Origin of the sequence: Alteromonas ulvae, from assembly GCF_048987005.1 — a bacterium.
Lineage (GTDB): Bacteria > Pseudomonadota > Gammaproteobacteria > Enterobacterales > Alteromonadaceae > Alteromonas.
The window spans coordinates 3,505,963-3,532,324 of sequence record NZ_CP185261.1; the positions used below are offsets into that span (position 1 = coordinate 3,505,963).

General features: G+C 44.2%; 22 protein-coding genes. 14 read left to right on the plus strand and 8 right to left on the minus strand.

Going from position 1 to position 26,362, the window contains the following annotated elements; genetic code table 11:
* Nucleotides 1–24: 24 nt before the first annotated feature.
* A complete protein-coding gene (gene minC / locus ACOJR9_RS15250) occupies nt 25–795 on the minus strand; it encodes a septum site-determining protein MinC (protein WP_420933774.1) in 771 nt (256 codons plus the stop codon).
* 323 nt (nt 796–1,118) lie between these two features.
* Nucleotides 1,119–2,495, minus strand: coding sequence for a class II fumarate hydratase (locus tag ACOJR9_RS15255; RefSeq protein WP_420933775.1), 1,377 nt, complete (start codon nt 2,493–2,495; stop codon nt 1,119–1,121).
* A 322-nt stretch (nt 2,496–2,817) separates the two neighbouring features.
* Between ACOJR9_RS15255 and azu the strand changes: the two genes are divergently transcribed.
* Entirely contained in the window at nt 2,818–3,282 is a 465-nt protein-coding gene (azu, locus tag ACOJR9_RS15260; RefSeq protein WP_420933776.1) for an azurin, read from the plus strand.
* A gap of 89 nt (nt 3,283–3,371) precedes the next feature.
* On the opposite strand, the gene ACOJR9_RS15265 is transcribed toward azu, so the two are convergent.
* Nucleotides 3,372–4,112, minus strand: a complete 741-nt coding sequence (locus tag ACOJR9_RS15265) for a DUF6776 family protein (protein WP_420933777.1) — start codon at nt 4,110–4,112, stop codon at nt 3,372–3,374.
* A gap of 119 nt (nt 4,113–4,231) precedes the next feature.
* Here ACOJR9_RS15265 and ACOJR9_RS15270 point away from each other — a divergent pair, with 119 nt between their 5' ends.
* From ACOJR9_RS15270 to ACOJR9_RS15280, 3 genes are all read left to right on the plus strand, one after another.
* On the plus strand, nt 4,232–5,908 hold the full coding sequence (locus tag ACOJR9_RS15270; RefSeq protein ID WP_420933778.1) for a chloride channel protein: 1,677 nt from the start codon (nt 4,232–4,234) through the stop codon (nt 5,906–5,908).
* A gap of 1 nt (nt 5,909) precedes the next feature.
* Nucleotides 5,910–6,338 (plus strand): CopD family protein, encoded by a 429-nt coding sequence (locus ACOJR9_RS15275; protein ID WP_420933779.1) that lies wholly within the window; start codon nt 5,910–5,912, stop codon nt 6,336–6,338.
* Nucleotides 6,339–6,577: 239 nt separating this feature from the next.
* Nucleotides 6,578–6,769, plus strand: coding sequence for a hypothetical protein (locus ACOJR9_RS15280; protein WP_420933780.1), 192 nt, complete (start codon nt 6,578–6,580; stop codon nt 6,767–6,769).
* Between the two features lie 9 nt (nt 6,770–6,778).
* On the opposite strand, the gene ACOJR9_RS15285 is transcribed toward ACOJR9_RS15280, so the two are convergent.
* Nucleotides 6,779–7,489: a UPF0149 family protein gene (locus ACOJR9_RS15285; protein WP_420933781.1), complete on the minus strand. Its 711-nt coding sequence runs from the start codon at nt 7,487–7,489 to the stop codon at nt 6,779–6,781.
* Between the two features lie 221 nt (nt 7,490–7,710).
* Here ACOJR9_RS15285 and ACOJR9_RS15290 point away from each other — a divergent pair, with 221 nt between their 5' ends.
* Nucleotides 7,711–8,907, plus strand: coding sequence for an Nramp family divalent metal transporter (locus ACOJR9_RS15290; RefSeq protein ID WP_420933782.1), 1,197 nt, complete (start codon nt 7,711–7,713; stop codon nt 8,905–8,907).
* A 281-nt stretch (nt 8,908–9,188) separates the two neighbouring features.
* On the opposite strand, the gene ACOJR9_RS15295 is transcribed toward ACOJR9_RS15290, so the two are convergent.
* The 3 genes from ACOJR9_RS15295 to typA form a co-directional block, all read right to left on the minus strand.
* Nucleotides 9,189–10,340 (minus strand): MalY/PatB family protein, encoded by a 1,152-nt coding sequence (locus ACOJR9_RS15295; RefSeq protein ID WP_420933783.1) that lies wholly within the window; start codon nt 10,338–10,340, stop codon nt 9,189–9,191.
* 123 nt (nt 10,341–10,463) lie between these two features.
* Nucleotides 10,464–10,841, minus strand: a complete 378-nt coding sequence (locus ACOJR9_RS15300) for a response regulator (protein ID WP_420933784.1) — start codon at nt 10,839–10,841, stop codon at nt 10,464–10,466.
* Nucleotides 10,842–11,101: 260 nt separating this feature from the next.
* The gene (gene typA / locus ACOJR9_RS15305) at nt 11,102–12,931 is read right to left on the minus strand and encodes a translational GTPase TypA (protein ID WP_420933785.1); all 1,830 of its coding nucleotides are present in this window, start codon (nt 12,929–12,931) and stop codon (nt 11,102–11,104) included.
* A gap of 454 nt (nt 12,932–13,385) precedes the next feature.
* On the opposite strand from typA, the gene glnA reads away from it, so the two are divergent.
* The 4 genes from glnA to glnG all read left to right on the plus strand — a co-directional run bounded on the left by glnA (nt 13,386) and on the right by glnG (nt 18,115).
* Nucleotides 13,386–14,795 carry a glutamate--ammonia ligase gene (glnA, locus tag ACOJR9_RS15310; protein ID WP_420933786.1) on the plus strand — a complete coding sequence of 470 codons (1,410 nt, stop codon included), beginning with the start codon at nt 13,386–13,388 and terminating at the stop codon, nt 14,793–14,795.
* Nucleotides 14,796–14,911: 116 nt separating this feature from the next.
* Nucleotides 14,912–15,505, plus strand: coding sequence for a DUF4124 domain-containing protein (locus ACOJR9_RS15315; protein WP_420933787.1), 594 nt, complete (start codon nt 14,912–14,914; stop codon nt 15,503–15,505).
* Between the two features lie 125 nt (nt 15,506–15,630).
* Nucleotides 15,631–16,716 (plus strand): nitrogen regulation protein NR(II), encoded by a 1,086-nt coding sequence (glnL, locus tag ACOJR9_RS15320; RefSeq protein ID WP_420933788.1) that lies wholly within the window; start codon nt 15,631–15,633, stop codon nt 16,714–16,716.
* Nucleotides 16,706–18,115 carry a nitrogen regulation protein NR(I) gene (gene glnG, locus ACOJR9_RS15325; protein WP_420933789.1) on the plus strand — a complete coding sequence of 470 codons (1,410 nt, stop codon included), beginning with the start codon at nt 16,706–16,708 and terminating at the stop codon, nt 18,113–18,115. Before glnL ends, glnG begins: the two co-directional genes overlap by 11 nt.
* Before the next feature lie 65 nt (nt 18,116–18,180).
* Here glnG and ACOJR9_RS15330 read toward each other — a convergent pair whose 3' ends face one another.
* On the minus strand, nt 18,181–19,323 hold the full coding sequence (locus ACOJR9_RS15330; RefSeq protein ID WP_420933790.1) for an HD domain-containing phosphohydrolase: 1,143 nt from the start codon (nt 19,321–19,323) through the stop codon (nt 18,181–18,183).
* 327 nt (nt 19,324–19,650) lie between these two features.
* Between ACOJR9_RS15330 and ACOJR9_RS15335 the strand changes: the two genes are divergently transcribed.
* The 5 genes from ACOJR9_RS15335 (at nt 19,651) to ACOJR9_RS15355 (ending at nt 26,304) form a co-directional block, all read left to right on the plus strand.
* Nucleotides 19,651–20,376: a 1-acylglycerol-3-phosphate O-acyltransferase gene (locus tag ACOJR9_RS15335; protein WP_420933791.1), complete on the plus strand. Its 726-nt coding sequence runs from the start codon at nt 19,651–19,653 to the stop codon at nt 20,374–20,376.
* Between the two features lie 38 nt (nt 20,377–20,414).
* Nucleotides 20,415–20,825: a ribonuclease E inhibitor RraB gene (gene rraB, locus ACOJR9_RS15340; protein WP_420933792.1), complete on the plus strand. Its 411-nt coding sequence runs from the start codon at nt 20,415–20,417 to the stop codon at nt 20,823–20,825.
* Between the two features lie 157 nt (nt 20,826–20,982).
* Nucleotides 20,983–21,993 (plus strand): choice-of-anchor H family protein, encoded by a 1,011-nt coding sequence (locus tag ACOJR9_RS15345; protein WP_420933793.1) that lies wholly within the window; start codon nt 20,983–20,985, stop codon nt 21,991–21,993.
* Nucleotides 21,994–22,257: 264 nt separating this feature from the next.
* On the plus strand, nt 22,258–23,541 hold the full coding sequence (locus ACOJR9_RS15350; RefSeq protein WP_420933794.1) for an ABC transporter substrate-binding protein: 1,284 nt from the start codon (nt 22,258–22,260) through the stop codon (nt 23,539–23,541).
* A gap of 30 nt (nt 23,542–23,571) precedes the next feature.
* Nucleotides 23,572–26,304, plus strand: a complete 2,733-nt coding sequence (locus tag ACOJR9_RS15355; RefSeq protein ID WP_420933795.1) for an ATP-binding protein — start codon at nt 23,572–23,574, stop codon at nt 26,302–26,304.
* The last annotated feature ends 58 nt before the right edge of the window (nt 26,305–26,362 follow it).

Below are 26,362 nucleotides of genomic sequence, written 5' to 3' on the forward strand. Positions count from 1 at the left end.
TTTCCTTTGAACGCACACAAACCGTTAACCTAACGCCTCTATACGCAATGTATCTTCTTCTAAATATATTTGAGCAGGCTTTTTCCAACATTCACCTTTTACGGTATCGTGCATAATAAACTGCCCTGCAATTGAAACGAGCTCTGCGTCAAGAGATTGGCAAAAAACTCGTGCGCTACTATTTCCTTTTACACCCGCAAGCGCCCTGCCCCGCAGCGTACCGTAAACGTGAATATTACCATCTGCCAATAACTCAGCTCCCTCACTCACTGACGCTGTCACTACTAAATCGCTGCCTTCGGCATAAACTTGCTGGCCAGAACGTACTGGGCGCATGATGACCTTTGCCGGTTTCAGAGAAGCCTGAGTCGGTGTCGACTCGGTCTCCGGCGCTTGATACTTTACTTTTGGATGTGAACTCGGCTTTGTGGCGTGTGCATCCTCTTGCTTTACTGAACCACTTTTAGGTGTATTTACTTCGCTGTCACTAAACTTACTTTGACTAACATCAGCAAGCCCAAGATCGTTTATAACGGCCTTTAGCTTTCCCACCTCACCTTTCACGGCCATAGGTTGCAACTGCAAACGTCGACAAAGCGCAATAAGCAGCTCAAACTCTGTTGCAGAGAGTGGATTCATTAAATGTATTATCAGCGAGGAACGCGTAAAAAATTGAGGTGCACTGGCGACTTTCACCTCTAACTGCGATGCAAATGCATCTGGCTCAAAGTCGATTACTTCCAGTACTATGCTGGTAAGCGTAGTACCCTTCATGCGAAAGCACGTTGCTGTCATTTATTTTTCCCGAAAGACTTATAGGACGCTGGTTGTAAAGTCCGTAAAACGCTGCGTCACACTTGTAGGTCAACTGTATCAAAAATCCCCTTTACAGCAACTATAAAGCGAACATCATTCCCATAAACGTCTACTTTATAGCCAATAAATGGAAATAAAAAAGAAAGACTGCGCAATTGCATCGAAAGGCTGTCTTCTTTCAATATAGGTGGTAAGAAAAACCTTGTAGGGAATATTGATAAAAGCCTCTGCAAAATCGATTACAAAGGCCGTCTTTTGGTAGACTGTGGGTAAACTGCTTGCCTTATGTAACAACTATTCCACTAACGGTTAGACGTTAGCTTTTGGGGGTCGAGCAATGCCGCCAGTTCGTCTTTCGGTATATCCGTCATCGCTTCTGCTACCTCTAAAATAGGCTTGTTTTCTTTGTAGGCCACCTTGGCTATTTCGGCCGCTTTTGCATAACCAATTACAGGGTTTAGCGCGGTCACTAATACCGGATTCCGGTAAAGCACTTCCTCTAAGGCCGCTTTGTTAACGGAAAATGTGTTAATTGCCTTTTCGCCAATAAGCGAGACGCTGTTTGTCATTAAGGTGATAGAGGAAAGTAAGTTACTCGCTATCATCGGCAGCATAACATTGAGCTCGAAGTTACCAGACTGACCGCCAACGGTAATTGCCCCGTCGTTACCAATAACCTGCGCACTGGCCATGGCAACGGCTTCTGGTATAACCGGGTTGACTTTTCCCGGCATAATTGAAGAGCCTGGTTGTAATGCTTCAAGCTCTATTTCTCCTAAACCGGCAAGGGGCCCTGAATTCATCCAGCGTAAATCATTGGAAATTTTCATCATGGTGACGGCAAGGGATTTTACCGCGCCTGACAAGCCAACCGCGGTATCTTGAGAGCCAATGACAGCAAAGAAATTTTCTGCCGGGGTAAATGTAAGCGCTGTTAACTCGCTGATGGTATCTGCAAATGTAGCGGCGAAATCTGGGTGGGCGTTTATACCTGTACCCACGGCGGTTCCGCCTTGGGCAAGAGATTGAATAGCAGACTGATGCGAGCGGAGTGTATTGACCTGCAGTTTAAGTTGCGCCGACCATGCCAACAAACTTTGATCCATCCTTATTGGCATGGCATCCATCAAGTGCGTGCGGCCTGTTTTGCAGTACTGGGATACCGACTCTGCTTTTTCTTCTATTTGCGCTATCAATGTTTCAACAGCGGGAATGAGACCCTTTGATAACGCCAATGCCGCACTGACGTGAATGGTGGTGGGTATAACATCATTCGAACTTTGACCGTAATTGACATGATCGTTCGGGTGAATAGTCTCGTTTGCATAGCGACCCGCCACAGTGGCTATGACTTCGTTGGCGTTCATGTTTGAACTGGTTCCCGAACCCGTCTGAAAAATATCTACGGGAAAATGCGCCATGACATCATCGCTATTAAGCAGCTCATCACAAGCGTTGACAATGGCCTTTGCTTTAGACTCGTCTATGGTTTCAAGCTTCATATTGGCAAGCGCGGCCGCTTTTTTTACGGTGATGAGTGCGCGGATAAAAGGCTCGGGTAACCGCTGACCGCTAACGGGAAAGTTGTTAATAGCACGCTGTGTTTGCGCGCCATACAGAGCATCGTGGGGTACGTTTAATTCGCCCATACTGTCTTTTTCCACTCGCGTTTTAGTCATAGCATTTATCCTTTTTGCAGTTCAAACATTTCGTTAAATAATTGGGGTTAAACAAGTAGGGTTAAATAAGAGAGGCTAAATCGATGCGTTATAAAACGTAATACATCCAAGTATGTTTGCCCTCACTTCTAACCTTACAAGTTTGTAATGCTATTTGACGTTTTTGATCACTTTATCGTTGAAACAACTCCATAACAAAGCCAACAAGAAATTAATGATAACTATTATCAATAAGGTGATCTCTCATTAAGCCACAGCGTAACAATTATGTGAAAATTAATAGGCTGGCGTTTGCCGCCTTATGCAGTAAAAAGAGGAAAAAGTGATGAGAAAATTGTTTTTCAGTACCGTATTGTCAATAGCAGCATTATTGGGAGCAACTGACGCGGCGGCTGCAGACGAATGCGCCATAACTGTTGAAAGTAATGACGCAATGAAATTCAACACAGCTAATGTGGTCATTCCTGCAGCCTGTGACGATTTTACCGTCACGTTAAAGCATACGGGACAGTTGCCTAAGCAAGCCATGGGGCACAACTGGGTAATGACGACGAAAGCAAATAGTCAAGCAGTAGCGAATGATGGCATGAGTGCAGGCCTAGCTAACCATTACTTGAAGCCAAATGATGCAAGAGTGATTGGCGCTACTGATGTTATTGGTGGTGGTGAAGAGGCAACAGCAACTTTCTCGGTAAAAGGGCTAGATGCGAATGAAGAATACATGTTTTTCTGCTCATTCCCAGGTCACATTGGTATTATGAAAGGTACGGTGACGGTTCAAGCATAGCGCTATAGAACTGATAGTTTAGCGCTGTGAAGGTGTTAGCCTAGCGCTGGAAAACTTAAAAGCCAGCTCGCCCTAACGGGCTGGCTCAACTAAAGCGTACTAACGGGACTTTGTGAAACGTCACTCCTGCTGATATCCGTTTCAATATCACTCCAAAGTAGCGTTCGTTCATAGTTACCCTTGTTTGTTTTATACCGATACACAGTGGTGGACATCGAAAGAGATTCGGGCTCAAAGGTTTCAGGAAGCGAGAAGTCTACGCTGACTGCTTGGAAGTAGCGGAAGCGAAACGCAATGTCATCGCCAATAAAGTTATCACCATTTGTCGTATACGCCACGGTTTTTCCCCCTAATGCTCCTTTTATGCTCAGCTGAAGCGAGCCGTTAATGACAGATTTCTGCTGAGTGGGCTGCAGCAATACCATTCTCAACTGATAGTTGTTATCGCCAAGTGAAAATACCTCGATATCGTCAGCGACGAAAACGCTATCAGACTTCTCTGGCGCTACTACCCTCTCATAAAAAGTCAGTAGTTGCTGCTGCTCTTCGAGCTGTCGCCTCGTCTCGACAAGGGTTTTTGTGAGAGACTCACTTTCTAGCTGCGTGAGCTCCATTTCAACGTCTAACTGATTCACACGAGTCGTTAGCTTATTGTTTTCATTGGACAGAATAGCGATAGTCTCTTTTTGCGCCTTCACAATTAACCGATCCCCTTTGTCTATGTAACGCGCTAACTGAAAGCCGAAGCCAAGCATTATCAGCATCAAAAACGCCACTAACAAAGCGAATTTATGGTTACCAAGTAGGGTTTTGAGTTGGTCTGTTGTCATAGTTGGCTGCATGTAAATCTTGTTCACTGCTGATTACTGCTAAGACTATATTCTTAACATTATGAAATTTAAGTGGTTGTGGTAAGCTTTATAACACAATTACTTTACTGTACCACATCATGCGCTTTCAGGCTTTACGACAGGAAGTGGCTCACCCACGCACATCGGTTCAATTATGCCTTTTGGGCATTGTTGGCGGAACCCTTGCTGCGCTCATTATTATTCTGTTTCGCTTGTGTGTTGAATGGATACGGAAGAGCGGCGTAAACACGTTACAGTCGTGGTTGATTCACGATTGGTTGGTGTGGTTACTCATGCCGCTTATCAGTGTGGCTATTATTCTTTTCATTGCATTTTTAACCGGATTTAAACATTACCGGCTTGGTATTCCCTTTGTTATTCACCGCGTAAAATACTTTTACGGCAACATTCCTTTTCGCACCACAATAAACCAATTTTTTGGTGGCATGCTCGCGCTGGCTGGCGGCTTTGTGGTTGGGAGAGAAGGCCCATCCGTTCATATGGGAGCGTCGAGCAGCGGCCTGTTGGGTCAGTGGCTGCGCTTGCCCTACAACAGCGTAAGAATTCTTGTTGGATGCGGTATTGCTGCAGGCATTTCCGCTTCTTTCAATACCCCTTTTGCCGCCGTTATTTTCGTTATGGAAGTGGTATTAAGAGAGTACAAAATTCATATCTTTGTACCTATTATGCTCGCAGCAGCCTGTGGCTCGGTGCTGGCACGTAGTGTGTTTGGTGAGGTCAATGAACTCTCCTTTCTCTCATTCACCGCATTTAGTCAGTGGATGTATTTGTATCTGGTCGTACTGGGTATCTTGCTTGGCATGCTTGCCACGTTGTTCAACCGACAGCTAATGCGAGTGATGACGTGGTTCAGACCGGTGTCTATGGTGTGGCGTTTAATTCTTGCCGCGTGTATTACGGGTACCATAGGCGCACTATTACCAGAGGCATTGGGCGCAAACTTTATTGATGTAGAGCACCTGTTTGACAGAGACCCCGGCACACTATTGTTAGTGTCGGTGCTGGTGTTTAAAGTAATTCTTGCGGTTTTTGCCATTGGGCTCGGGATCCCAGGCGGTATTATTGGCCCAGTGATGGTTATTGGGATGCTCGCTGGCGCAGTGCTGCTATTGCCGTTGTCATACTTTATCGATGTGCCCGAATTTACCAACAGTTTTGCTCTCTTAGGTATAGCAGGCATGCTAACCGCTGTATTGCATGCGCCGTTAGCTGCTCTATCTGCTGTAATGGAGCTGTCCTATAGCCCTCAAATTATACTCCCAGCAATGCTGGTTATTGTTCCGGCGTATGTTACCTCAACCCAATTTTTTAAAAATCGATCTATCTTCATTCTCCAGCTCGACTATCAAAACTTGCCTTATGCCATCTCCTCAATTAGAGAAGCATTAGAGAAAACCGGTGTACTGGCAGCCATGAATACAGACTATAAACTGTTTAACGATGCGCCAGAGAAAGCGCTGACCGATCATCTGGAAAAAGAACCAACAAAAATAGTCGTTCAACAGTCTAAATTTGAAATTGATGTGCAGTACAAGCTAGTACAATACAATGTGAGCTTAGAACACGATGCTGCAGCCTTAAGCTATTACCAAATGGAGGGCCTTAACGCACAGTCGACACTGCACGAAGTATACGAACACCTTAAAAATTCGCGTTCTGGCGCAGTTTATATTTACGACCAAGACTATAACGATATCATTGGGGTGATTACTTGGAATATACTCCAGAGCTTTTTACAGAAGGCAAATTATTAATATGCACATTTTATGGTTTAAGGCGCTTCACCTCTTTTTTATGTTGGCGTGGATGGCAGGCCTTTTTTATCTACCACGCCTTTTCGTTTATCACGCCACTACTACGTCACAGATAGTGAAAGACGAGTTTAAAGTGATGGAGCGACGACTTTGGTATTTTGTCACCCCTTTTGCACTTCTTACTCTGGCCTTTGGCATTGCGCTTATCGTCAGTTACGGAGCTGCATGGTTTAAAGCATCAGGGTGGCTGCATATAAAAATTCTTCTTTTACTGGCTATCTATGGCTATCATTTCTACTTGTTTAAATTGATGAAGCAATTTGCCCGCGATGAAAATACACATAAACCACGCTTTTATCGCATACTGAACGAGGCGCCAGTATTAATTATCTTCGCAGTAGTATGCCTTGCTATCCTGAAGCCTTTTTAACACCGCACACTGAAAAGGTATTCGCATAGTAAGGACTCAAGGCAGGAGGATGGCTAAAAAAAGTTAGGCTTATTGCAGCTCAATGCGTTCAATTACAGTGTCATAGTCAAATTCTGGGTCTATGATAAAGAGGCTGACAGTGACTAGTGCAGGTTGCTCTGGTATTACATCATTTGAAGCAATGCTTTAGGAACATGAACTTTACGTTCGTACGTAAACGCAAAAATACAGGGAAGACCATGGACGACAGCAATCAACACGTAAAAGAGTTATTGAAGCAAACCGATATTGCATTTAAAGCCCTTATGCGTGAGCCCAACTCGCTATTGCTTAATCAACAATATGAAGAAGCGAAAATAGCGCTCGATACCTACATCTCTTCACTCAAACAAACTCTGAGCGACAAATGTGTTCAACAACGGCACCGGTAACTTGTATTACTAGGGCTGAGACCTGGTAAAGATCTCGAACTGATTGGGTAAAGCGCACGCCAAATCACCAGCGAGACTGGTGTAGTCTTTTAGTAATGCAGGTAACTGCTGCATGAGTAAGGGCAAGTGCTCACTAAGTTGAGTAACGTGCTCTGCACGTCTTTGCTGATATGCTAACTCTATGTTTGCCAGCGTTGAAAACATCTTCAAACACCGTGTGAGTCGAGCGTCTGGCGGCTCACTTTTATCCGATTGCTCGCGATTATCCTCTTGCTCACTTGAGCCCATTGATGCACTACCTTTCTTTTTTTCTGCTTGCTGCCAAGCGTGTTGCCACACTGATTCCACGTTTTTATGAACGAACAATAAACCGGTTAGCCATTGTGATAGCGCGTAGCTTGGCCGTTTGGTGTCATCTTTAAACTCAATAGCATCCACACAATACGGCGGCAGTGCAATACGACCTTTGCGCATATAGTCTAAATGAGAACGAAGACCATTCATCAGTGTATCGGCTAAAATATCTACATCACTGTCTACGAGTCGACTAGCGCCACTTTGAATAAGCCAGGGCATCCACTGCTCTGGCATGGGTATTTCAGGGCATGCAGCAACAGCAAAGATCATTCCATCCACTCTTTCTACACAAGGTAGCACGCTGCGAAAACTATCTCGTTCTATTACAGGCTTAATAATTTCTATCGGTAATGGCTCATTCACGTCGTCTTCTCGTTTTCGTTTGCGTTATGATTTTTGACACGTTAGGCTGCGCGCTTTTTTTAACATTGATATCTAATAGCGCAGACTGCTTTTTATGTCTACGGCATGTCTACCTATTGTCTATCTAGCTGTTATCATACTGGGGCGTATTGAACGTTGCTGTGAAAATGCAAAGCAACGTTCAATACGCCCTATCAAAACATAACTAAGAGTCGTTGCAAATGGCAAAAGATAAATCAGGATATATCATCGCAGCCGCCTTTATTGGCCCCGGCACTGTTACCACTGCCAGTTTAGCCGGCGCAAATTTTGGTTTTCATCTTGTATGGGCGCTGGTCTTTTCTGTTTTCGCAACGATTGTTTTGCAAGATATGGCTGCTCGGCTCGGTGTTGCTACTGGTCAAGGCCTTGCCGGTGCTATGAAAAATATGGCCTATAAACCATGGCTTAAAACCTTGTTTGTTGTTCTCATTGTAAGTGCCATTGGTGTTGGAAACGCCGCTTACGAATCTGGCAACTTAACAGGAGCTGCTATTGGCCTTGATGCATTTGTGAGTATCGGTATTGGCCCCTGGGCCAGTATTTTAGCCGCCATTGCCATTATTCTGCTGTACTCTGGTAGCTACCAGTGGATAGAAACCGTGTTGGTTTATTTGGTCTTTATTATGGCTGGGGTATTTTTAATAACTCTACTCGTAGCTAAACCCGATTTATCGACTATGTTCAGCCAGTTAACATCACCAAAACTTAATAGCGATGCCATTACTACCGTGCTGGCGTTAATCGGTACGACCATCGTACCCTACAATTTGTTTTTACACGCCAGCCTTGTTGCTAAATCCTCTAAAGGACAAGATAAGCAGCAAGCGGTTATTGCCTGTCGAAGCCAGTCAGCAAGAGCCATCAGCATGGGCGGCCTGATCACGCTTATTGTCATGGCAACTGCCATGATGGCATTTTTCAATCAAGCAGCCTCCATGGATGCTAGCAATATGGGTGAGCAGCTCAAGCCGGTTCTTGGTGATAAAGCGCAGTGGTTCTTTGCCTTAGGCTTGTTCTCTGCAGGCTTAACAAGCGCTATCACAGCACCCTTAGCAGCGGCCTACGCCGTAACAGGTGCATTAGGCTTTAGCGATGACATGAAGAGCAAAAGCTTCAAAGCGGTATGGATGGTGATTATTTTGGTTGGAGTAAGTGTGGCCGCACTTGGGTTTAAACCTTTACCAGCCATATTATTCGCCCAAGCGACTAACGCGTTGTTACTTCCCGTTATCGCTATTTTCCTACTGGTAGTAATGAATAAAAGCCAGGCTTTAGGCGCGTTTAAGAACTCATGGAAGAGCAATGCAGCCGGTATCATTGTGGTGGCCACCGTTGTTGGCCTAGGCTGCTATAAATTGTTGAACGTTTTTAGCTAGGCTACTTATTATCAAAACGCTTTGAGCTTTACAAAAGGTTTAGCTACAGCATGGACAAAACTGGCCCAGCGAGTTATTTCAACGTTATATCGACACACTTCCACACAATTCATCATCACTAAAAAAAGAAAGCCTTGTCGCGATGAAAAGGCTTTCTTGGTGAAGTACCATTCTGCGTAGATAGTTCCACTCAGCGAGACTTAAAATATTCGTAATAACAGCGTGTTACCGCAGGTGCAGTGGTTCTTCATCAAGGTGACGCAACAAAGAGTACGGACATTTTACGAGCCCAGACGTGCCAATATATCTTCTAGCATGACTCGACTGCAGCCAAAGTTTATTCGGAAATGGTCAGCCTTGTGAAAGTCTACCCCCGGAGACGGACCCACACCCTTTTGTTCTGCCCACGTTTGCACGTTGTCAACGCCCAGCCCACTTGCATCAACCCATGCCAAAAAGGTGGCATCGGCTTTTAACATACTAAGTCCGTCGATGTTATTGATAGCCTCATACACTCTGTCTCGATTACCACGAAGGTAGTCGAGTTCTTGTTCGTGCCAGTCGTCACATTGTGTGAAAGCTGCTTCAGTGGCGGCCAATCCCATTACATTCACCCATGGAACAATGCCTGCAGCCGCATTAGTGAATGACTGCCGAAGCGTTTTACTTGGGATGATGGCAAAAGACGTTCCAAGACCTGCAATGTTGAAGGTTTTACTTGCCGCCATAAGGGTGACGCTATTGTCAGCGAGTGACGCTTCGCGACCGGCTGGAATATGCTTCTTTCCCTCCTCTAAAATGAGATCGCAATGAATCTCATCAGAACACAGTTTCACATTGTTTTTGCTGCAAATATCAGCTATTCGGTCTATTTCCGCTTGCGTTAACACTGTACCGACAGGGTTCATGGGGTTACACAAAATGAAAAGCGTACATTTTGGATCGGCAGCTTCGCGTTCAAGGGCGTCAAAATCGAGTGTGTGACGGGGATTATCACCATTACTTTCCTTGTCGATAACCGTACCAATATCCACCCGCTCTAATCCGTTAAGTTTGGGAGCAGCTAAAAGCGGCGGGTAGTTAGGGGTTTGAATGAGTACTTTGTCACCCGCACTGCAATATGCTTTACACGCTGTGTTAAACGCCGGCACCACGCCTGGCGTCCATACCAACCACTCAGGTTCAATATGCCAATCGTGCTTCTCTTTTAGCCAACGTACTACTGCATTAATAGCACTGGTGTGCTGCGCAGGAAGCATGTATCCCATGTTGCCGTGGGCAACTTGCGCCGAAATAGCATCGAGTATGGGCTGGGCACAAGAAAATTCAGTATCCGCTACCCACGCCGGAATAATGTCTTTGCCCTTATATTTCTGCCACTTAAATGAATGGGTTTCTTTACGAGAAGGAGTATTATCAAATAATGCGCTCACACTACATCCTGTTGCCGAGAAATTTAATCATTGAGTGTAAAATTTTGCATCATGAGAAACTAGGGTCAACAGCCAATTTCCCTATAACAATTTGTACTTAATTAGGGCTATTTTCTCGCTCGATTAGCTTAACGCTGCTGTCACTTTGCAAGACGTTGCCACAAGTTCTTCCATTCTGATGGGTTTAGCAAGGAAGCCAGCGACCTTCAATTTTGCTGCGGCCAATACTAGCGCTTTATTCGTATCGGCGCTTATTAGCAGAAAGGGAATATCTAGTCCTTTTGCACGACATATCTTCAGCAAGCTTAATCCGTCGTAATCGGGCATTACCTGATCGCTTATAACGAGATTAAGAGAGTCGGCGGTTTGTTGTAACAGAAAATCGAGGGCCAATTTACTTCTGCCAAAAGGATAAACCGTTGCATTGAGTTCGGTTTCAAGGGCAGTGGTGATTAAATCGAGAGTGATGAGATCATCTTCAATAACAGCAACAGATATCATTACAAACCTCTCAAAAAATTGCCCTTTGGTTAGGCAGTCCATGGCAGCAATGGTGTAAAGTGTAGGGTCAAACGCCCAAAATGGCTACTCGCCTTTGGTCGAAGCTCGCCAATTCTTTCAACCACTGCGCTTTTAAACATAATGGCTTTAAACGTTATGGTTTTAAGCACTGTGCATTCAAATATCAGAGAAGCAGAAACAAAAATGCCAACACGAAGTTGGCATTTTTTTACGTTTACGCGATGAGATTATCGCGTTAACTATTTTGGCGCTCGTGATGCACGCTTACGTTCGTTTTCTGTAAGTAACTTCTTACGAATACGAATAGATACAGGTGTCACTTCAACCAATTCATCTTCATCAATGAACTCTAAAGCTTGCTCTAAAGACATTCTTATTGGTGGCACAAGCGTTTGCGCTTCATCAGTTCCAGAGGCACGAACGTTAGTAAGCTGCTTACCTTTCAATGCGTTTACCGTTAGGTCGTTGTCACGGCTGTGAATACCGATAACCATACCTTCGTAAACTTCAACACCATGACCGATGAACAAACGACCGCGTTCTTGAAGATTGAACAATGCATTCGTTAGCGCTTTACCGTTCGCATTAGCAATGAGAACACCGTTTTTACGCTTACCAATAATGCCGCCTTTGTAAGGGCCGTAATGGTCGAATGAGTGGTATAGCAAACCAGAACCCGACGTCATTGTCATAAATTCAGTTTGGAAACCAATAAGGCCGCGACTTGGAATAACGAAGTCGATGCGAACACGACCTTTGCCATCTGGAGACATATCAGTCATTTCTGCTTTACGAAGACCAAGCTGCTCCATAATAGAACCCTGGTGCTTTTCTTCACAGTCAACGGTCAGTGTTTCAAACGGTTCCGTTGTTTGGCCGTCTTCCTCTTTCAGAATAACTTCTGGACGAGAAACGGCAAGCTCGTAGCCTTCACGACGCATATTTTCAATCAGTATGCCTAAGTGAAGCTCACCACGACCTGATACGCGGAATTTATCTGGATCGGCAGTTTCTTCAACGCGCAGAGCAACGTTGTGAACAAGCTCGTCATGCAAACGCTCAAGGATGTTACGCGACGTTACGTACTTACCTTCTTTACCAGCAAAAGGTGATGTATTTACTTGGAACGTCATGGTTACTGTTGGCTCATCTACCGATAGTGGCGGAAGTGCTTCAACAGCATTAACGTCGCAAATAGTGTCAGAGATTTTCAGTTCACCAAGACCAGAGATAGCGATGATATCGCCCGCATTCGCGCTGTCCACTTCGTGACGGTCTAGACCAAGATAGCCATATACTAGGCCAACTTTTCCGTTACGAGTTTTTCCATCAGCAGTCACGATAGTGACCTGCTGATTAGTTTTAACTGAACCGCGGCTAATACGACCCACACCGATTACACCCACATACGAGTTGTAATCTAGCTGTGAAATCTGCATTTGGAAGCCACCGTTGGCATCAGCATCTGGTGCAGCAACTTGGTCAACAATAGTTTGGAAAAGCGGAGTCATATCTTCTGACGGTGTGTCAGCATCGTTAGACGCCCAACCATTCAATGCAGAAGCATACACAACTTGGAAATCAAGCTGCTCGTCAGTAGCACCTAGGTTGTCAAACAAATCAAATACTTGATCCATTACCCAATCTGGACGAGCGCCTGGTTTGTCAATTTTGTTGATAACAACGATAGGCTTAAGGCCTTGAGCAAACGCTTTTTGAGTAACAAAGCGCGTTTGCGGCATTGGGCCTTCTTGAGCGTCAACAAGCAACAGCACTGAGTCAGCCATTGACATTACACGCTCTACTTCACCACCGAAATCGGCGTGTCCCGGGGTATCAACAATGTTGATACGGTAGTCTTGCCAGTTAATTGCCGTATTTTTCGCCAAGATGGTGATGCCACGCTCTTTCTCGATGTCATTCGAGTCCATAACGCGCTCTTCTTGTACGCCGCGAGATTCCAACGTTCCAGATTGCTGAAGAAGCTTATCTACCAAGGTAGTTTTACCGTGGTCAACGTGGGCGATGATTGCGATATTACGCAACTTACTTATATCAGTGGTATTCATGCTTATATAGAGCCTGTATAAATCGATACACACCAAAACGGCATGCATGAGATTTCTTGCAAAGATGCAGATGGAAAAATTTCGCGGATTGTACAGAAAAAACGCGGCGTTTGCGCATCTTTTTTTACTTTGCAGTAAATGTTTATAGTTATCTTATGTTTTTAAAGGCCTTTAGCCAATTCTATGTCTTACGAGAATTCTGCGTATGCCAGAAAAACGGTGGAAAGGTGTGAAAAAGTATTCTAGTCTAATTCGTCAAGGCGCCTGCACACTGCACCAAAAAAAAGCTTGAGCGCACCAAGTTTGTGCAGCAGGGATCATAAATTCAAACTCGATCCTTTCTCACGTCACAAAATACGGCGATTGGATAGATGGCATGATTATCGCTTTCACATTTTTACTGTTGGGGCGAGCCTGATCGCTCTGCATTTTTACATTAAACCTGGAGGACACGATGTCAATAGAAAAGGCATTAGAGCTGATTAAAGAAAGCGAAGCTAAGTTTATCGATTTACGTTTTACCGATACCAAAGGCAAAGAACAACACGTATCTATTCCCGCGAGTCAAGTGAGTGACGATTTCTTTGAAGAAGGAAAGATGTTCGATGGCTCTTCGATTGCTGGTTGGAAAGGTATCAACGAATCTGACATGGTTCTTCTTCCAGACCCAGACAGCTGCGTAGTAGACCCTTTCGCAGAAGAAACGCAAGTTAACATTCGCTGCGATATCGTTGAACCTACTACTATGGAAGGATATGAGCGGGACCCACGCTCTGTTGCTCGTCGCGCAGAAGAGTACCTTAAATCAACAGGTATCGGTGACACGGTTTTCTTTGGCCCAGAGCCAGAGTTTTTCTTGTTCGACGACGTTCGATTCCATACAGACATGGCGGGTTCGTTCTACAAAATTGATTCATCAGAAGCAAAATGGAATTCAGGCGAAGAGTTTGAAGGCGGCAATATGGCTCACCGCCCTGGCGTGAAAGGCGGTTACTTTCCAGTACCTCCAGTAGATTCTGCTCACGACATCCGCGCTGCAATGTGTATGGTTATGGAAGAGATGGGCCTTGTTATTGAAGCACATCACCATGAAGTAGCAACTGCTGGACAAAACGAAATTGCCTGCGAATTTAACACCCTTGTTAAGAAAGCCGACGAAATTCAAATATACAAGTATGTTGTTCACAATGTGGCACATGCATACGGCCAAACAGCGACCTTTATGCCTAAGCCTCTTGTTGGCGATAACGGTTCTGGTATGCACTGCCACCAGTCAATCTCTAAAGATGGTAAAAACATCTTCGCGGGTGATAAATACGCAGGTCTTTCTGAAGAAGCACTTTACTATATCGGCGGTATCATTAAGCACGCTCGTGCCATTAATGCGTTTGCTAATGCATCAACTAACTCGTACAAACGTCTTGTACCTGGATTCGAAGCGCCGGTGATGCTTGCATACTCTGCACGTAACCGTTCAGCGTCTATTCGTATTCCTTATGTAACAAGCGACAAAGCACGCCGTATCGAAGTTCGTTTCCCTGACCCAACAGCTAACCCGTACCTTGCGTTTACGGCGATGCTTATGGCGGGTATTGATGGTATCAAAAACAAAATCCATCCTGGCGATGCTATGGATAAAGACTTGTACGACCTACCGGCAGAAGAAGCGGCAGAAATTCCAACCGTTGCAAGTTCACTTGAAATGGCGCTAGACGCACTTGATAGTGATCGTGAGTTCCTTACTGTTGGCGGCGTAATGACAGATGACATGATTGATGCATATATCGATCTTAAGTCAGAAGAAGTGACCAAGCTTAACATGACAACTCACCCTATCGAGTTCGATATGTACTACAGCGTTTAATAGCCTATTTATACCGATACGTTATTAGAACAAATATCAAAGCCCGCTCATGCGGGCTTTTTTATTGCCCGAACATTATCTATTATTAAGACATAGTATTTTCAGGAAGAATGACCATGACTCATCTAGCAAAACGCGCTCTGCAGCTTTTATCTTTGTCGTCATGCTGCTTGCTCCTGAGCACGCAAAGCACACTTGCATGGCAAGATAATCAAAAAAATGTTCCCAAACAGCCTCCGGCTAAGAGCGCTCCGCAGATATACAAGGTAGTCAACGAAGACGGCTCAATTACCTATACTGATACGCCACCACCTGATGCCAATATTGTTGAACTGGACGTCAAAACGCGTAATGTGGTGTCTGCAATGAAGATACCTGAACCACAAAAAAGTAAAGTGACAAAGAAAAAACCCGATTACAGCGTGAGTATCATCAGTCCCGCTCCTGAAGCTACAATTAGGAACAATGCGGGAGACTTTGTTATAAAAGCGACACAAAACAGTGCATCAAAAGCGCCTTTGTATCGGCTAGTTTTTAATGGCGCCCCAATTCAGCGCAACTCTTCGGGAATTTTTAAGTTAGAAGGTATCAATCGTGGAGCACACGATTATAAAGTTGAACTTACCAACAATACGGGCAAGACTCTTGCATCGTCTCCTATACAAACCCTTTACCTACATCAGGCATCGGTGTTTATAAATAACAACTAGCGTGCAGTCCTTACAAACAAGCGCACCACGGCGGTTCATTCGAAATATTTTTTGAATGAATTCGAGGCGGTCTTCTTAGCTGCACGCTACAATGCACAAAATTAGTGCAAAGGAGACACACTCGGATGGTATCTACCGAGTCAGCAACACTGCTGCTATTAAACAGTTTAAATACAGCGCTCGTTACCGTTGACAGTAGCTTGCGTATTGTTTACGCCAACCATGCTGGTGAAGCACTATTTGAAACAGGCATGAAACAACTTCAAGGGCACTATCTGCCGGACTTCTTTTTGCCCGATACTATAGAAACTACGCGACTTAAAGCGGCGATTAGAAAAGGTGAAGACTTTACTGAAAACGAAGTAAAGCTCGCTTTCAAAGATAACCGCTATGTTTCTGTAGATTTGACAGTTACAAATATCAATACGGCAAACGGTCCTGGCTTGCTTTTTGAAGTGAAGAAGATTGATAAACAAAAGCGTATTACGAGAGAAAACCTGCAAAACGCCCAGCATTATGCCGCTCGTGAGCTCGTTCGAGGTCTAGCACATGAAATCAAAAATCCGTTAGGGGGAATTCGCGGCGCAGCACAACTGCTAGAAAAAGAGCTGCCAGAGCAGCATAAAGAATTCACTCGCATGATTATTGAGCAATCCGATCGCTTACGCACATTGGTCGATAGATTGTTAGGCCCCAATTCTCTCCCTCGCTTTGAGATGAGCAATGTTCACCAAGCGCTAGAGAAAGTGAGAAGCCTGATGTTGATAGATACGGTGAACCCAATATCAATTATTAGAGATTACGACCCTAGCATACCCGATTTGAAGATCGACCCTGATATGATTCAACAGGCAGTACTGAATATAGTGAGAAACAGTATTCAGGCACTAAACGAATACAATACGCCAAACCCTGAAATTCGCTTGATCACACGTATCGAGCGACAGATGACCATTCAGTCTGAGCGTCATGCACTAGTAGCTAAGGTGAAAATAATTGATAACGGTCCGGGTATCCCCGCGGATATCAAAGATACGTTGTTTTATCCCATGGTAACCAGCAAACAGAATGGATCAGGCTTAGGGTTATCAATATCGCAAACCCTTATTAACCATCACGGTGGCAAGATAGATGTGGACAGCCACCCCGGTTACACAAAATTCGTGATATACATTCCAATTATTAGCAAGGAGACAGGCGATGACGAATGAATCGGTATGGATTGTTGATGACGACAGTTCAATTCGCTGGGTGTTGCAAAAAGCCTTACAGGCAGCCGATATAAGCTGCTTAAGTTTTGAAAACCCTGAAGACTTGCTGCGTCAAATTCAAAGCGGTCAGGCGCCTGAAGTTATCATATCAGATATACGTATGCCCCAAATGGATGGCATGACGCTTTTAAATGAAGTACACAGCTCTCATCCATTGCTCCCGGTTATAATTATGACCGCGCATTCAGATTTAGACAGTGCAGTAAACGCTTATCAAAAGGGTGCTTTTGAGTATTTACCCAAACCCTTCGATATAGATGAAGCCGTTACCCTGACGCAGCGTGCATTGGATCATTCAAGAGAGCAGTCTTCAGCCTCCAAGGTACAGCCTGATGAAGTGGTTACTGAAATTATTGGTGAAGCCCCTGCAATGCAGGAAGTCTTTCGCGCCATAGGCCGACTTTCACGCTCATCTATCAGTGTACTGATTAACGGTCAATCTGGAACGGGTAAAGAGCTCGTTGCTCACGCCCTTCACAGGCACAGTCCCCGCTCGAGCAAACCTTTTATTGCATTAAACATGGCGGCAATTCCTGCTGACCTCGTAGAATCTGAGTTATTCGGACACGAAAAAGGAGCCTTTACGGGTGCGCAAGCAGCCCGTCAAGGTAGGTTTGAGCAGGCGGATGGTGGAACCCTGTTTCTCGATGAAATTGGCGACATGCCTCTCGATGTACAAACCCGTTTATTGAGAGTACTTGCTGATGGCCAGTTCTATCGGGTGGGTGGTCATCAGTCGGTAAGCGTTGATGTACGAATCATTGCTGCAACCCATCAAAATTTAGAAATTAGAGTTGCCGAAGGTAAGTTTCGTGAAGATTTATTTCACCGCCTAAACGTCATTCGAGTCCACCTGCCGTCACTTTCCGAGCGCCGAGAAGATATTCCACTGTTAACTCGTCATTTTTTACGCCGCGCGGCAAAAGAGCTAAATGTTGATGCCAAAAGTATCAGTAAAAATGCTGAGAGGGTAATGTCTCAATTGCCTTGGCCTGGAAACGTAAGACAACTAGAAAACGTATGTCGCTGGCTTACCGTTATGGCTAGCGGGCAAGAAGTCATACCGAGTGATTTGCCGCCTGAAATTCACAGCGATGGCAGTGTAGAAAGCGCCGCAGTCACAGTAGGAGACTGGCCCGAGCTTCTTGCTAATTGGACAGACAAACAGCTTAGAGATGGCGCCAATGACATATTGAACAATGCCATGCTGACATTTGAAAAAGTGATGCTTGAACGAGCACTCCATCACACCCATGGCCACAAACAAGAGGCAGCTAAGCGATTAGGATGGGGGCGCAATACGCTTACCCGTAAATTAAAAGAGCTTGGGATTAACTAAAGTGGGAACACAATGTATCGCACTTAGTTAATCGAAACAGTTATTGAATTTATTATCAAAGGGGCTTAATGCCCTTTTGTTAACAGCCCTGTCATTCCCTGATTAAAGAAGCGTACCCACTTCATACTAAACTGGCCTTTCGCGTGTTTGTTTATATGAATTACGGCGTCTTTCTTCGACATGACTGCGTCTTCATTGTGTGCTCTGGCATGAGTTAGCGCATCGTAAGTATCAATGATTGCCAACAGCTTTGCCCCCTCACAAATATCATCTTCTTTTAAGCCCAATGGATACCCTGAGCCATCAGTGCGCTCATGGTGCTGCATAACAATCTTTCTCGCAATATCCCATTGGTCCAAGTGCTCGAGTAACCTAGCACTCTTATAGACATGAGAGCGCATTAGATTGAATTCATTTTCACTAAGGGTGTCGACTTTAGTCAGCAATTTCATGGGCATAAACGCCATACCAAAGTCATGAACATAGCTTGCAACTGCAAGTTGGTCTTCATCAATAAGTTTATCGGCAACGTCGTTGATATACATAGCCAGTTTGGCGATGCGGTCGCCCTTGCCTGTCCAAAAAGTTGACCGGCGTTCTACTGTTTGCATTAGCTCCCGAAAAAATAATACGTCTTGCTTCTTTTCACTACTGATGTCTTTTGGAATACCTGTAGATGCCAATACAGGTGCCTTGGGTTGGCTTGCGCTGGACGCAGCGCTGCTCCCCTCTGACACATCAAGGGCCGGATTTAACAGCAATACGGCCTCAGTAAGAAACCGCTCATGCTCAGCTGAATTTTCAGGTGAAATTCGGCTTATCGCAAGGACTAGCTGCTCGTGCAGCGTATTGTCATAATCTGCTTTCCCCCGCCGCATAACTTCTTCAACAAACGCTTTTACCCTATCCATAGTTAACAGAACGAGATCGCTCATCGTGCTGGTGTAATCAACTTGGCCTTTGCGAAGAAAGTCGAGCAAATCCTCTACATGCTGCAGAAGTGGAATCATTGGAGAGAAATTAACTAGCCCTAAGTCGCCCTTAATAGTGTGGATTGAACGAAACAAGGCGCGTTGCAACTCGTTGTCTGCTGGGCGAAGCTCAAGCTCAATTAACGTTTGCTCACTTGACTCGTAGAGTTCGTTAATTTCTTCCATGAGGTCTGCAAGAATATCTTCTTCTAGTTCGTCAGGGGTAAATGTCAACATACTTATTGGTACCAACTACGGTTAGGCTTCACGTTCTTCTCTATTGTAATGGGCTATCGATAAAAATGCTTCATACTAAAGGCGATAAAGTATTGTTTTAACACAATACGGTTAACTGTTTTTAAAGTGGCATGGTTTGGCTCCATGCTGTTTGTCTCATTGGTTGCTTAAGAAGTGCTATTAGGTACACCCGATTAATTGAGAAAGTCTTAAGGCACAACTTATAAGTGTAGACTAGATCATAAACTTCACTATAAAAACTCATCGGACAAGTGTACGCTGAAAAGTCTTCTATACTGCGCGCTCAATTATTCGCTAGGAGTTGTTTTGATAGCATTGTTCCGTATTCCCATTCTTTTTATCGCATTCTTGGTTATCAACCTAGTGCTTCTATTTGTCTGCGTTTTACGTCCTTTTCATAAAGATAATGTTCAGGCCGCAGGGGCATTGTATTCTCAAATGGCTAAGATTGTAGGCTTAAAAGTTATGATTAAACGAGACCCCGCAGTAAAACTGAATGAGCCCTATGTGTTTATTGCAAACCATCAAAATAGTTTCGATATTATGACAATTTGCAAAGCCGCACTGCCTGGGGTTGTTACCATTGGCAAAAAAAGCCTTAAGTGGATCCCTATTTTTGGTCAAATATACTGGCTGTCGGGGAACATTATGATTGACAGAAAAAACTCAGGCGCGGCCAGAAATACCCTAGACATCGCTGCAAACCGCATTGCCAAGAAGAAAACCTCAGTGTGGCTGTTTCCCGAAGGCACTCGCAGTAATGGCCGAGGTATTTTACCGTTTAAACAAGGCGCTTTTCGTTTGGCCAAAACCACGAATGAACCAGTGGTAATGGTAACGGCTAGTAACCTACACAAGAAAGTTCGCTGGAATAGGTGGGACAACGGTATTGTACTTATCGACATTGCCGCTCCACAGCCTTTAACCGAAGAGCACTCTATTAAAGAATGGATGGGAATTTTCAACGAGAAAATGAAAGAAAAATTCGAACAGTTGAATGAGCAGGTCGATGATTTAGAGAAAAGCAGGTAAACTTGTTGCCAATATGAATGCATAGGTTAGGCAAAAAAATGAATCAATTTGACGAACGAGAAGAATGGTATGAATTCAATCAAGAAACGATTGATGCACTACTAGAAGATGGCAGCCAAGCCGATGCTGATTATGCCATTGAACATCACTTTGCGAGTACAGACTTCGATGTGTTAGAAAAAGCGGCAGTGGATGCTTTTAAAGCAGGCTTTGAGGTTTCTGATGCTGAAGAGTTAGTGCTAGACGATGGCGAAGAAGTGTTTTGCTTCGACGCTGTAGTGGAACGTAAACTCGATATCAACGTGCTTAACGAAGACATTGATAAGCTATTGAAAATAGCTGACAAACACGACGTTACTTATGACGGCTGGGGCACCTATTTTGAGCCTCGCGAAGATGGCGTAATGGATGGCGAAGGTGAAGATGAACACCCCCACTTAAACGACTAGCACGCTCTTTGTTTACCTGCGGTAACTTGCTGGCGTGATTATTTGAAATCAACGCTAGCTAACGGTAAACCCCATTTATTAAGTTTTGCTTCAGCTTTGGTTCATCTTTTTCCATCAACAATAACAGTGTCATTGTTGATTGGAAAAGGATGTACCTATGAAATTATTGTCTGTTGTCACCGCACTACCCAGAACTCCCTCTTGTGTTAGTAACGCATGTAGTAATACTACTTATAGCAGCCCCTCTTATAACAGAGGCACGCTAGGTATTAGCACTCTCCTTTTAGCAGTAATATCCACTCTTACATTTTTGGTACTGCCTGCAGCAAACGTGTATGCACAGAGTACTACAGAATACGCTTCGACAAAGAAAACGGTCACCTCAAAAGAATACCGCTACAACCAACCTTACACTGGGCGAGAAAAAGCCGTCATAAAACAAGACGGCGAGCAAGCTGACGCCAAAGAGACGCAGCATACGCCTAGTCAAACCAGCGCTGAACCATTGCGAACTCAGCCCAGCGAGCATAAAACCAATTATGAAGTTAACGCTGCCTACACGGGAAGTAGTTTGGATACCTCCTCAATCGATTCAAAACATGCTGTTCGTGTTGAACAGCATTCAAACACAACAAAATCATCTAGCGATATTGTTTTAAGCAGTGTGAATGAGTTTTGGATATACGATAGCTGGATAAACCTTCAGCATGATTTAGATTACGACGGTTACTTCTCTACGTTTTCGGTGGAATTTGATGCCGACACAATTTTTATCGATGCACCAGTCTATGCAGTGCTCTATTTGGGTCAAAACGGCGTCTATGACGCTATCCATGTGTCGTCAGAATTCTATATCTATGGCGAAGAATCGAGCGACAGTTTTGTGATAGAAAGTACCTTAGTCTCGGGATTTTCTTCGTACGATTACGATATTTTATTGGAACTCTACGATGCACAGACTGAACAACTTGTGGCGTTTTCTGACGGCTATGACAACCCTGAGTTTGCTTTTGTACCGCTAGAAAGTGAAACGAATGAATATGTTATAGAAGACAAGGTCGTTATTGTTGAAGAACACGCTGGCTCTCTCAATTGGGCTGCGCTACTGTTTATCATTGCCAGTTTGAGCTTACGGCATTTACATATTCGCCAGCTAGTCAAAAAATGAATGCAATCTTTTGATGCCATGAATCACGGGCGTGTTAACCCCATCTTATCTTAAACTAAGCCCCCGTGAGAGCGAAGAATTTTACACAGTAGCAGTCAGACTGCACTGTAATTAACAGACTGGATAAATACTCAATTAGTATAGAAGCAATAACTCGCTCTTGAGTTATCGCCAAAACTCGGTAACGTGCTAACGAGCTGCTTAGCAAACAAGCCATATTAGTGCCACACTGTAGAGACGAATTTCAAAAGTGATTGTGAGTTGATGACGAAAAATATAGGAAACGACACCTCTACTTTTATTGCTCGACGAAGCGTTATTAAAGGAACGTTAGCTCTAGGAATTACCGCTGGCGTTACCCCCTTTGCCATTGGAAAGCCTAAACCAACGCTAAAGGTAATGGGAACCCACGTAACGTTGCAAGAATCCATAAGGCAACGAGCAATGGAAGATCTGGGTATCAATATTCAATTTGAACCCGGCGGCAGTGCAACGGTATTGCAAAAGGCGTCTATGGACCCTACTGCTTTCGATTTGTACGAACAATGGTCAAATAGTATAGGAGTGCTGTGGAGAGCAGGCGCTATCCAACCTATCCAAAAAAAACGTATTGGGTATTGGGAAGAAATTAACGACCTTTCTAAAACAGGTAAACTCACCGCTAGTGCGCGAATGGGAGCTGGAGATGCCCCTCATAAAATTTTAAACATTCAAAGTGATGGCACCTTAGGTGCTAACTCTACTGATGAAGTTAGCTTTCTGCCCTACGTACACAACGTAGATTCTTTTGGTTACGATAGAAGGCACGTGCCTACAGACCTGCAAGGCGAAGCTGAAAGCTGGGGATGGCTACTAGACAGTCGTTACTCAGGAAGGGTTGCTATTGTGAACGACCCCACTATTGGTCTCTTCGACTTAGCACTGGCCGCTCAAGCTAAAGGCTTTGTAACATTCAACGATGTGGGCGCCATGACCGAGCAAGAACTTGATGACTTATTCAGCGTACTAATTGAGCTAATGCAGCTAAACCACTTTAATGGCTTTTGGACTTCCGTACCCGAGTCGGTGCAGTTTATGAAAAGCGGTAGAGTGGCCATTGAAAGTATGTTTTCACCTGCCGTTTCAGTACTCAACGGGCAAAATATCCCAGTAACTTTTGCTGCGCCAAAAGAAGGATATCGCGGATGGCATGGCGTGATGTGCCTCTCCTCTGCATCTACTGGGCGCAGCAAAGACGTGGCCTACGAATATATGAATTGGTGGTTGTCGGGCTGGGCTGGCGCATTTATCGCCAGACAGGGGTACTATATCTCTAACCCTCAGCGCTCAGCGAAATATCTATCTACCGCCGAATGGGATTATTGGTATGAAGGTAAACCCGCGCCCTCTGACCTAACCGGAACAGATGGCAAAATAAGCGTACTAAAAGGCGCACAACGAAACGGCGGCAGTTACGAAAACCGCTTTAGTAATGTGGCAGTTTGGAATACAGTTATGCCAAGTTATGAATACAGCCTACAAAAGTGGTATGAATTTATTACCTCTTAGTCAATAAACAAAATAAGGCTTTCGCGCTGCATGCTATCCTCAATACGAACACAGCTTGTTATCGTTCTTGCTGCACTTATTGGACTGATACTTGTTCAAAGTTATATCGCCCATGAGAATCAAGCGGTCTTAAATCAAGGCATCGATTCTGCCAGCTCAGCAATCGCGGCGGTAGGTATTGTAAAAGAACTAGAGCGTGATGTAGTCGACTTACAGCGAAACGTGCTGATTTTTAAAGAAAATGCTAGTTCAACGGCCATTACCCGTTTCACTCGCTTAATGACTTCAATTAATGTAAAGCTCGACACGCTAGCGCAATCAAACATAGTTTACCCAGAATCAGACGAGAATAATGTGCTCACTCGAATGCATGAGCATCTCGAAGCTTATAAAGACAATTTTTCTCAAGTGGTTGATGCACGAGCACAACGTGATAATTTGGTATCAGAGGGAACCCTTGCCAACATCATCGCGCTACAAAATCTTGCAAACCGACTTTTGGAGCAAGGCGAAATCAGCAACGCTACTTTTAATGGAATTAAAAATCAGCTTGTTCTTGCAGAAAACGCCACACTCAAATACCTGCAAAAGCCAGATATCACCTTTGTTAAAGCATTTAATCAGGCTTTGCTACCACTTACTGATAGTGTGAATGGTGTTGATGGTTTGAGTGAATTAAATAGAAGGTCCGCCGATCGTATTGCTGCGAGAGCGAACAGATTAAAAGCCGATTTCTTAACCCTGACACAAATTACTCAAGGTAATTTGTTTTTAGTCAATGTGGTCATGGCTGGCTCAGCGAGAGAATTTTTGTACCTAAGCGGCGAATTAGCAAATAACGTATCGGCACAATCTGACGCGACAACAAAGCAAACCTATGAGCTTGCTGCAAAAACGCAGGAAAACGGTGAACTCTTTTCCCTAATTTCTATTTTATTAGCGCTTGCAGCCGCTGTTTTTACCATGGTAAGAATTCTCGAGCCTATTAGGTCTATTACTCATGTGTTTAATGAGCTTTCGCGAGACGTGCAAATTGAAAATATTCCCGGTAACAACCGAATTGATGAAATCGGCAAGCTGTCGAGAGCAGCCATGGTGTTTAGCAATAAAAACAGGCAGACCCAAAAGCTATTGGAAGATGCACAAAATTTAAACGTTGAACAAGAGCGTCTTAATCACGAACTAAGGGTGTCCAAACTTAAAGCGGAACAGGCCACTGCTTCAAAAAGTATTTTTTTAGCCAACATGAGCCATGAAATACGTACTCCAATGAATGGCATTATTGGCTTAATAGAACTTGCTCAAAAGCAGGCCCTGAGCAGTACGGTGAAAGACTATCTCGATAAGGCTGCTTATTCTGGACAAATTTTACTTAGTGTTATCAACGACATTTTAGACTTTTCAAAAATTGAAGCGGGGGAATTAAAAATTGAAGAAGTGAATTTCTCCCTTCACTCATTATTTGATAATTTAATTGCCGTGATAGCGCTTAGGGCGAAAGAGAAAAACCTATCGGTGCGCTTTTCTGTCAACCCTTCCCTGTATTCACAAATTGTCGGCGACCCTTTACGCATTGCTCAGATCATCATGAATATAGGTAATAATGCGGTCAAGTTCACCGAGCAAGGGCGTATTGAAATAGAGTTCGACGGTGCGTTGAGTGATTCTGGTGAGGTATTCAATCTTACAATGCGCGTGTCTGATACCGGAATAGGAATGAGCCAAGCTCAGCTTGGCCGAATATTTAAACCCTTTACACAAGCCGACGGCTCGACCAACAGAACCTATGGTGGAACGGGCTTAGGTTTAGCCATTGTGAGCCAACTTGTGGAACTCATGCATGGCGAACTACACGCCACTTCGGCTCTGGGAAAGGGAAGCGAATTTATCATTACTCTTCCGCTTAAAGTGATTAATCAACAGCGAGGCATATTGGACCAAACTCCAGCCTTACCTGACAACAGTATGTATGTGACTAACTCTGCACTACTGCCTAAGGCCTACATTCAGCATATCCAGCTTTTAGCACAATCGATTGTAAGTATTGAGTACGCGCAAGAACAGGCTAATCTGCCGGCTCATATTCTGATTGATGTGCCCGACTTTGTTACCTTCAGGCAGAATTTAAGTTGGTTCAAAACATTAGTTGAAGAGGGAAAGTCTGTTGGACTGATAATGGAGAGTGCGGGTAGTGCGCTGCAAACAAAGTATGCATCCCTTTGGCACAATCCACTCATTATGCACCCGTTTACACCAGTTCAATTTGAACGGTTTATTAAGCAAGTGATTGTAAAAGACACACCAGAGGAATTTCAGGCTGTACACAACGAAGAAAACGAAGAGAAAAACGTACTCTTTGAAGGGCATGTTTTGCTTGTAGAAGACAACAACATCAATCAGCTTGTTACTGGTGAAATGCTGACCAACTTAGGCTTAACGTTTGACGTGGCGGAAGATGGTCAACAAGCCGTTCGCAAAATTGAAAACTCTTCGGAATATGACCTTATCTTAATGGATGTTCAAATGCCTGTTATGGACGGTTACGAGGCAACAAAAGCACTTAGGGCAAAGGGTTTTACTGACATTGTTATCATTGGCCTTTCTGCTAATGCGATGAAAGAAGACGAGAAAAACGCTTTAAACTCGGGCATGAACGATTATCTTACCAAGCCTATCAAACAAAAAGCCCTGACCTTGAAGCTGGCGCAATTTCTAACAAATGGAGCTTACGTCGTTAATGGCAAAAACGACTATCACATTTAAGTCATTGCAAAAAAAACGGGGCCGACTGTACACGCATAGCGTACTGTGGTCCCGTTTT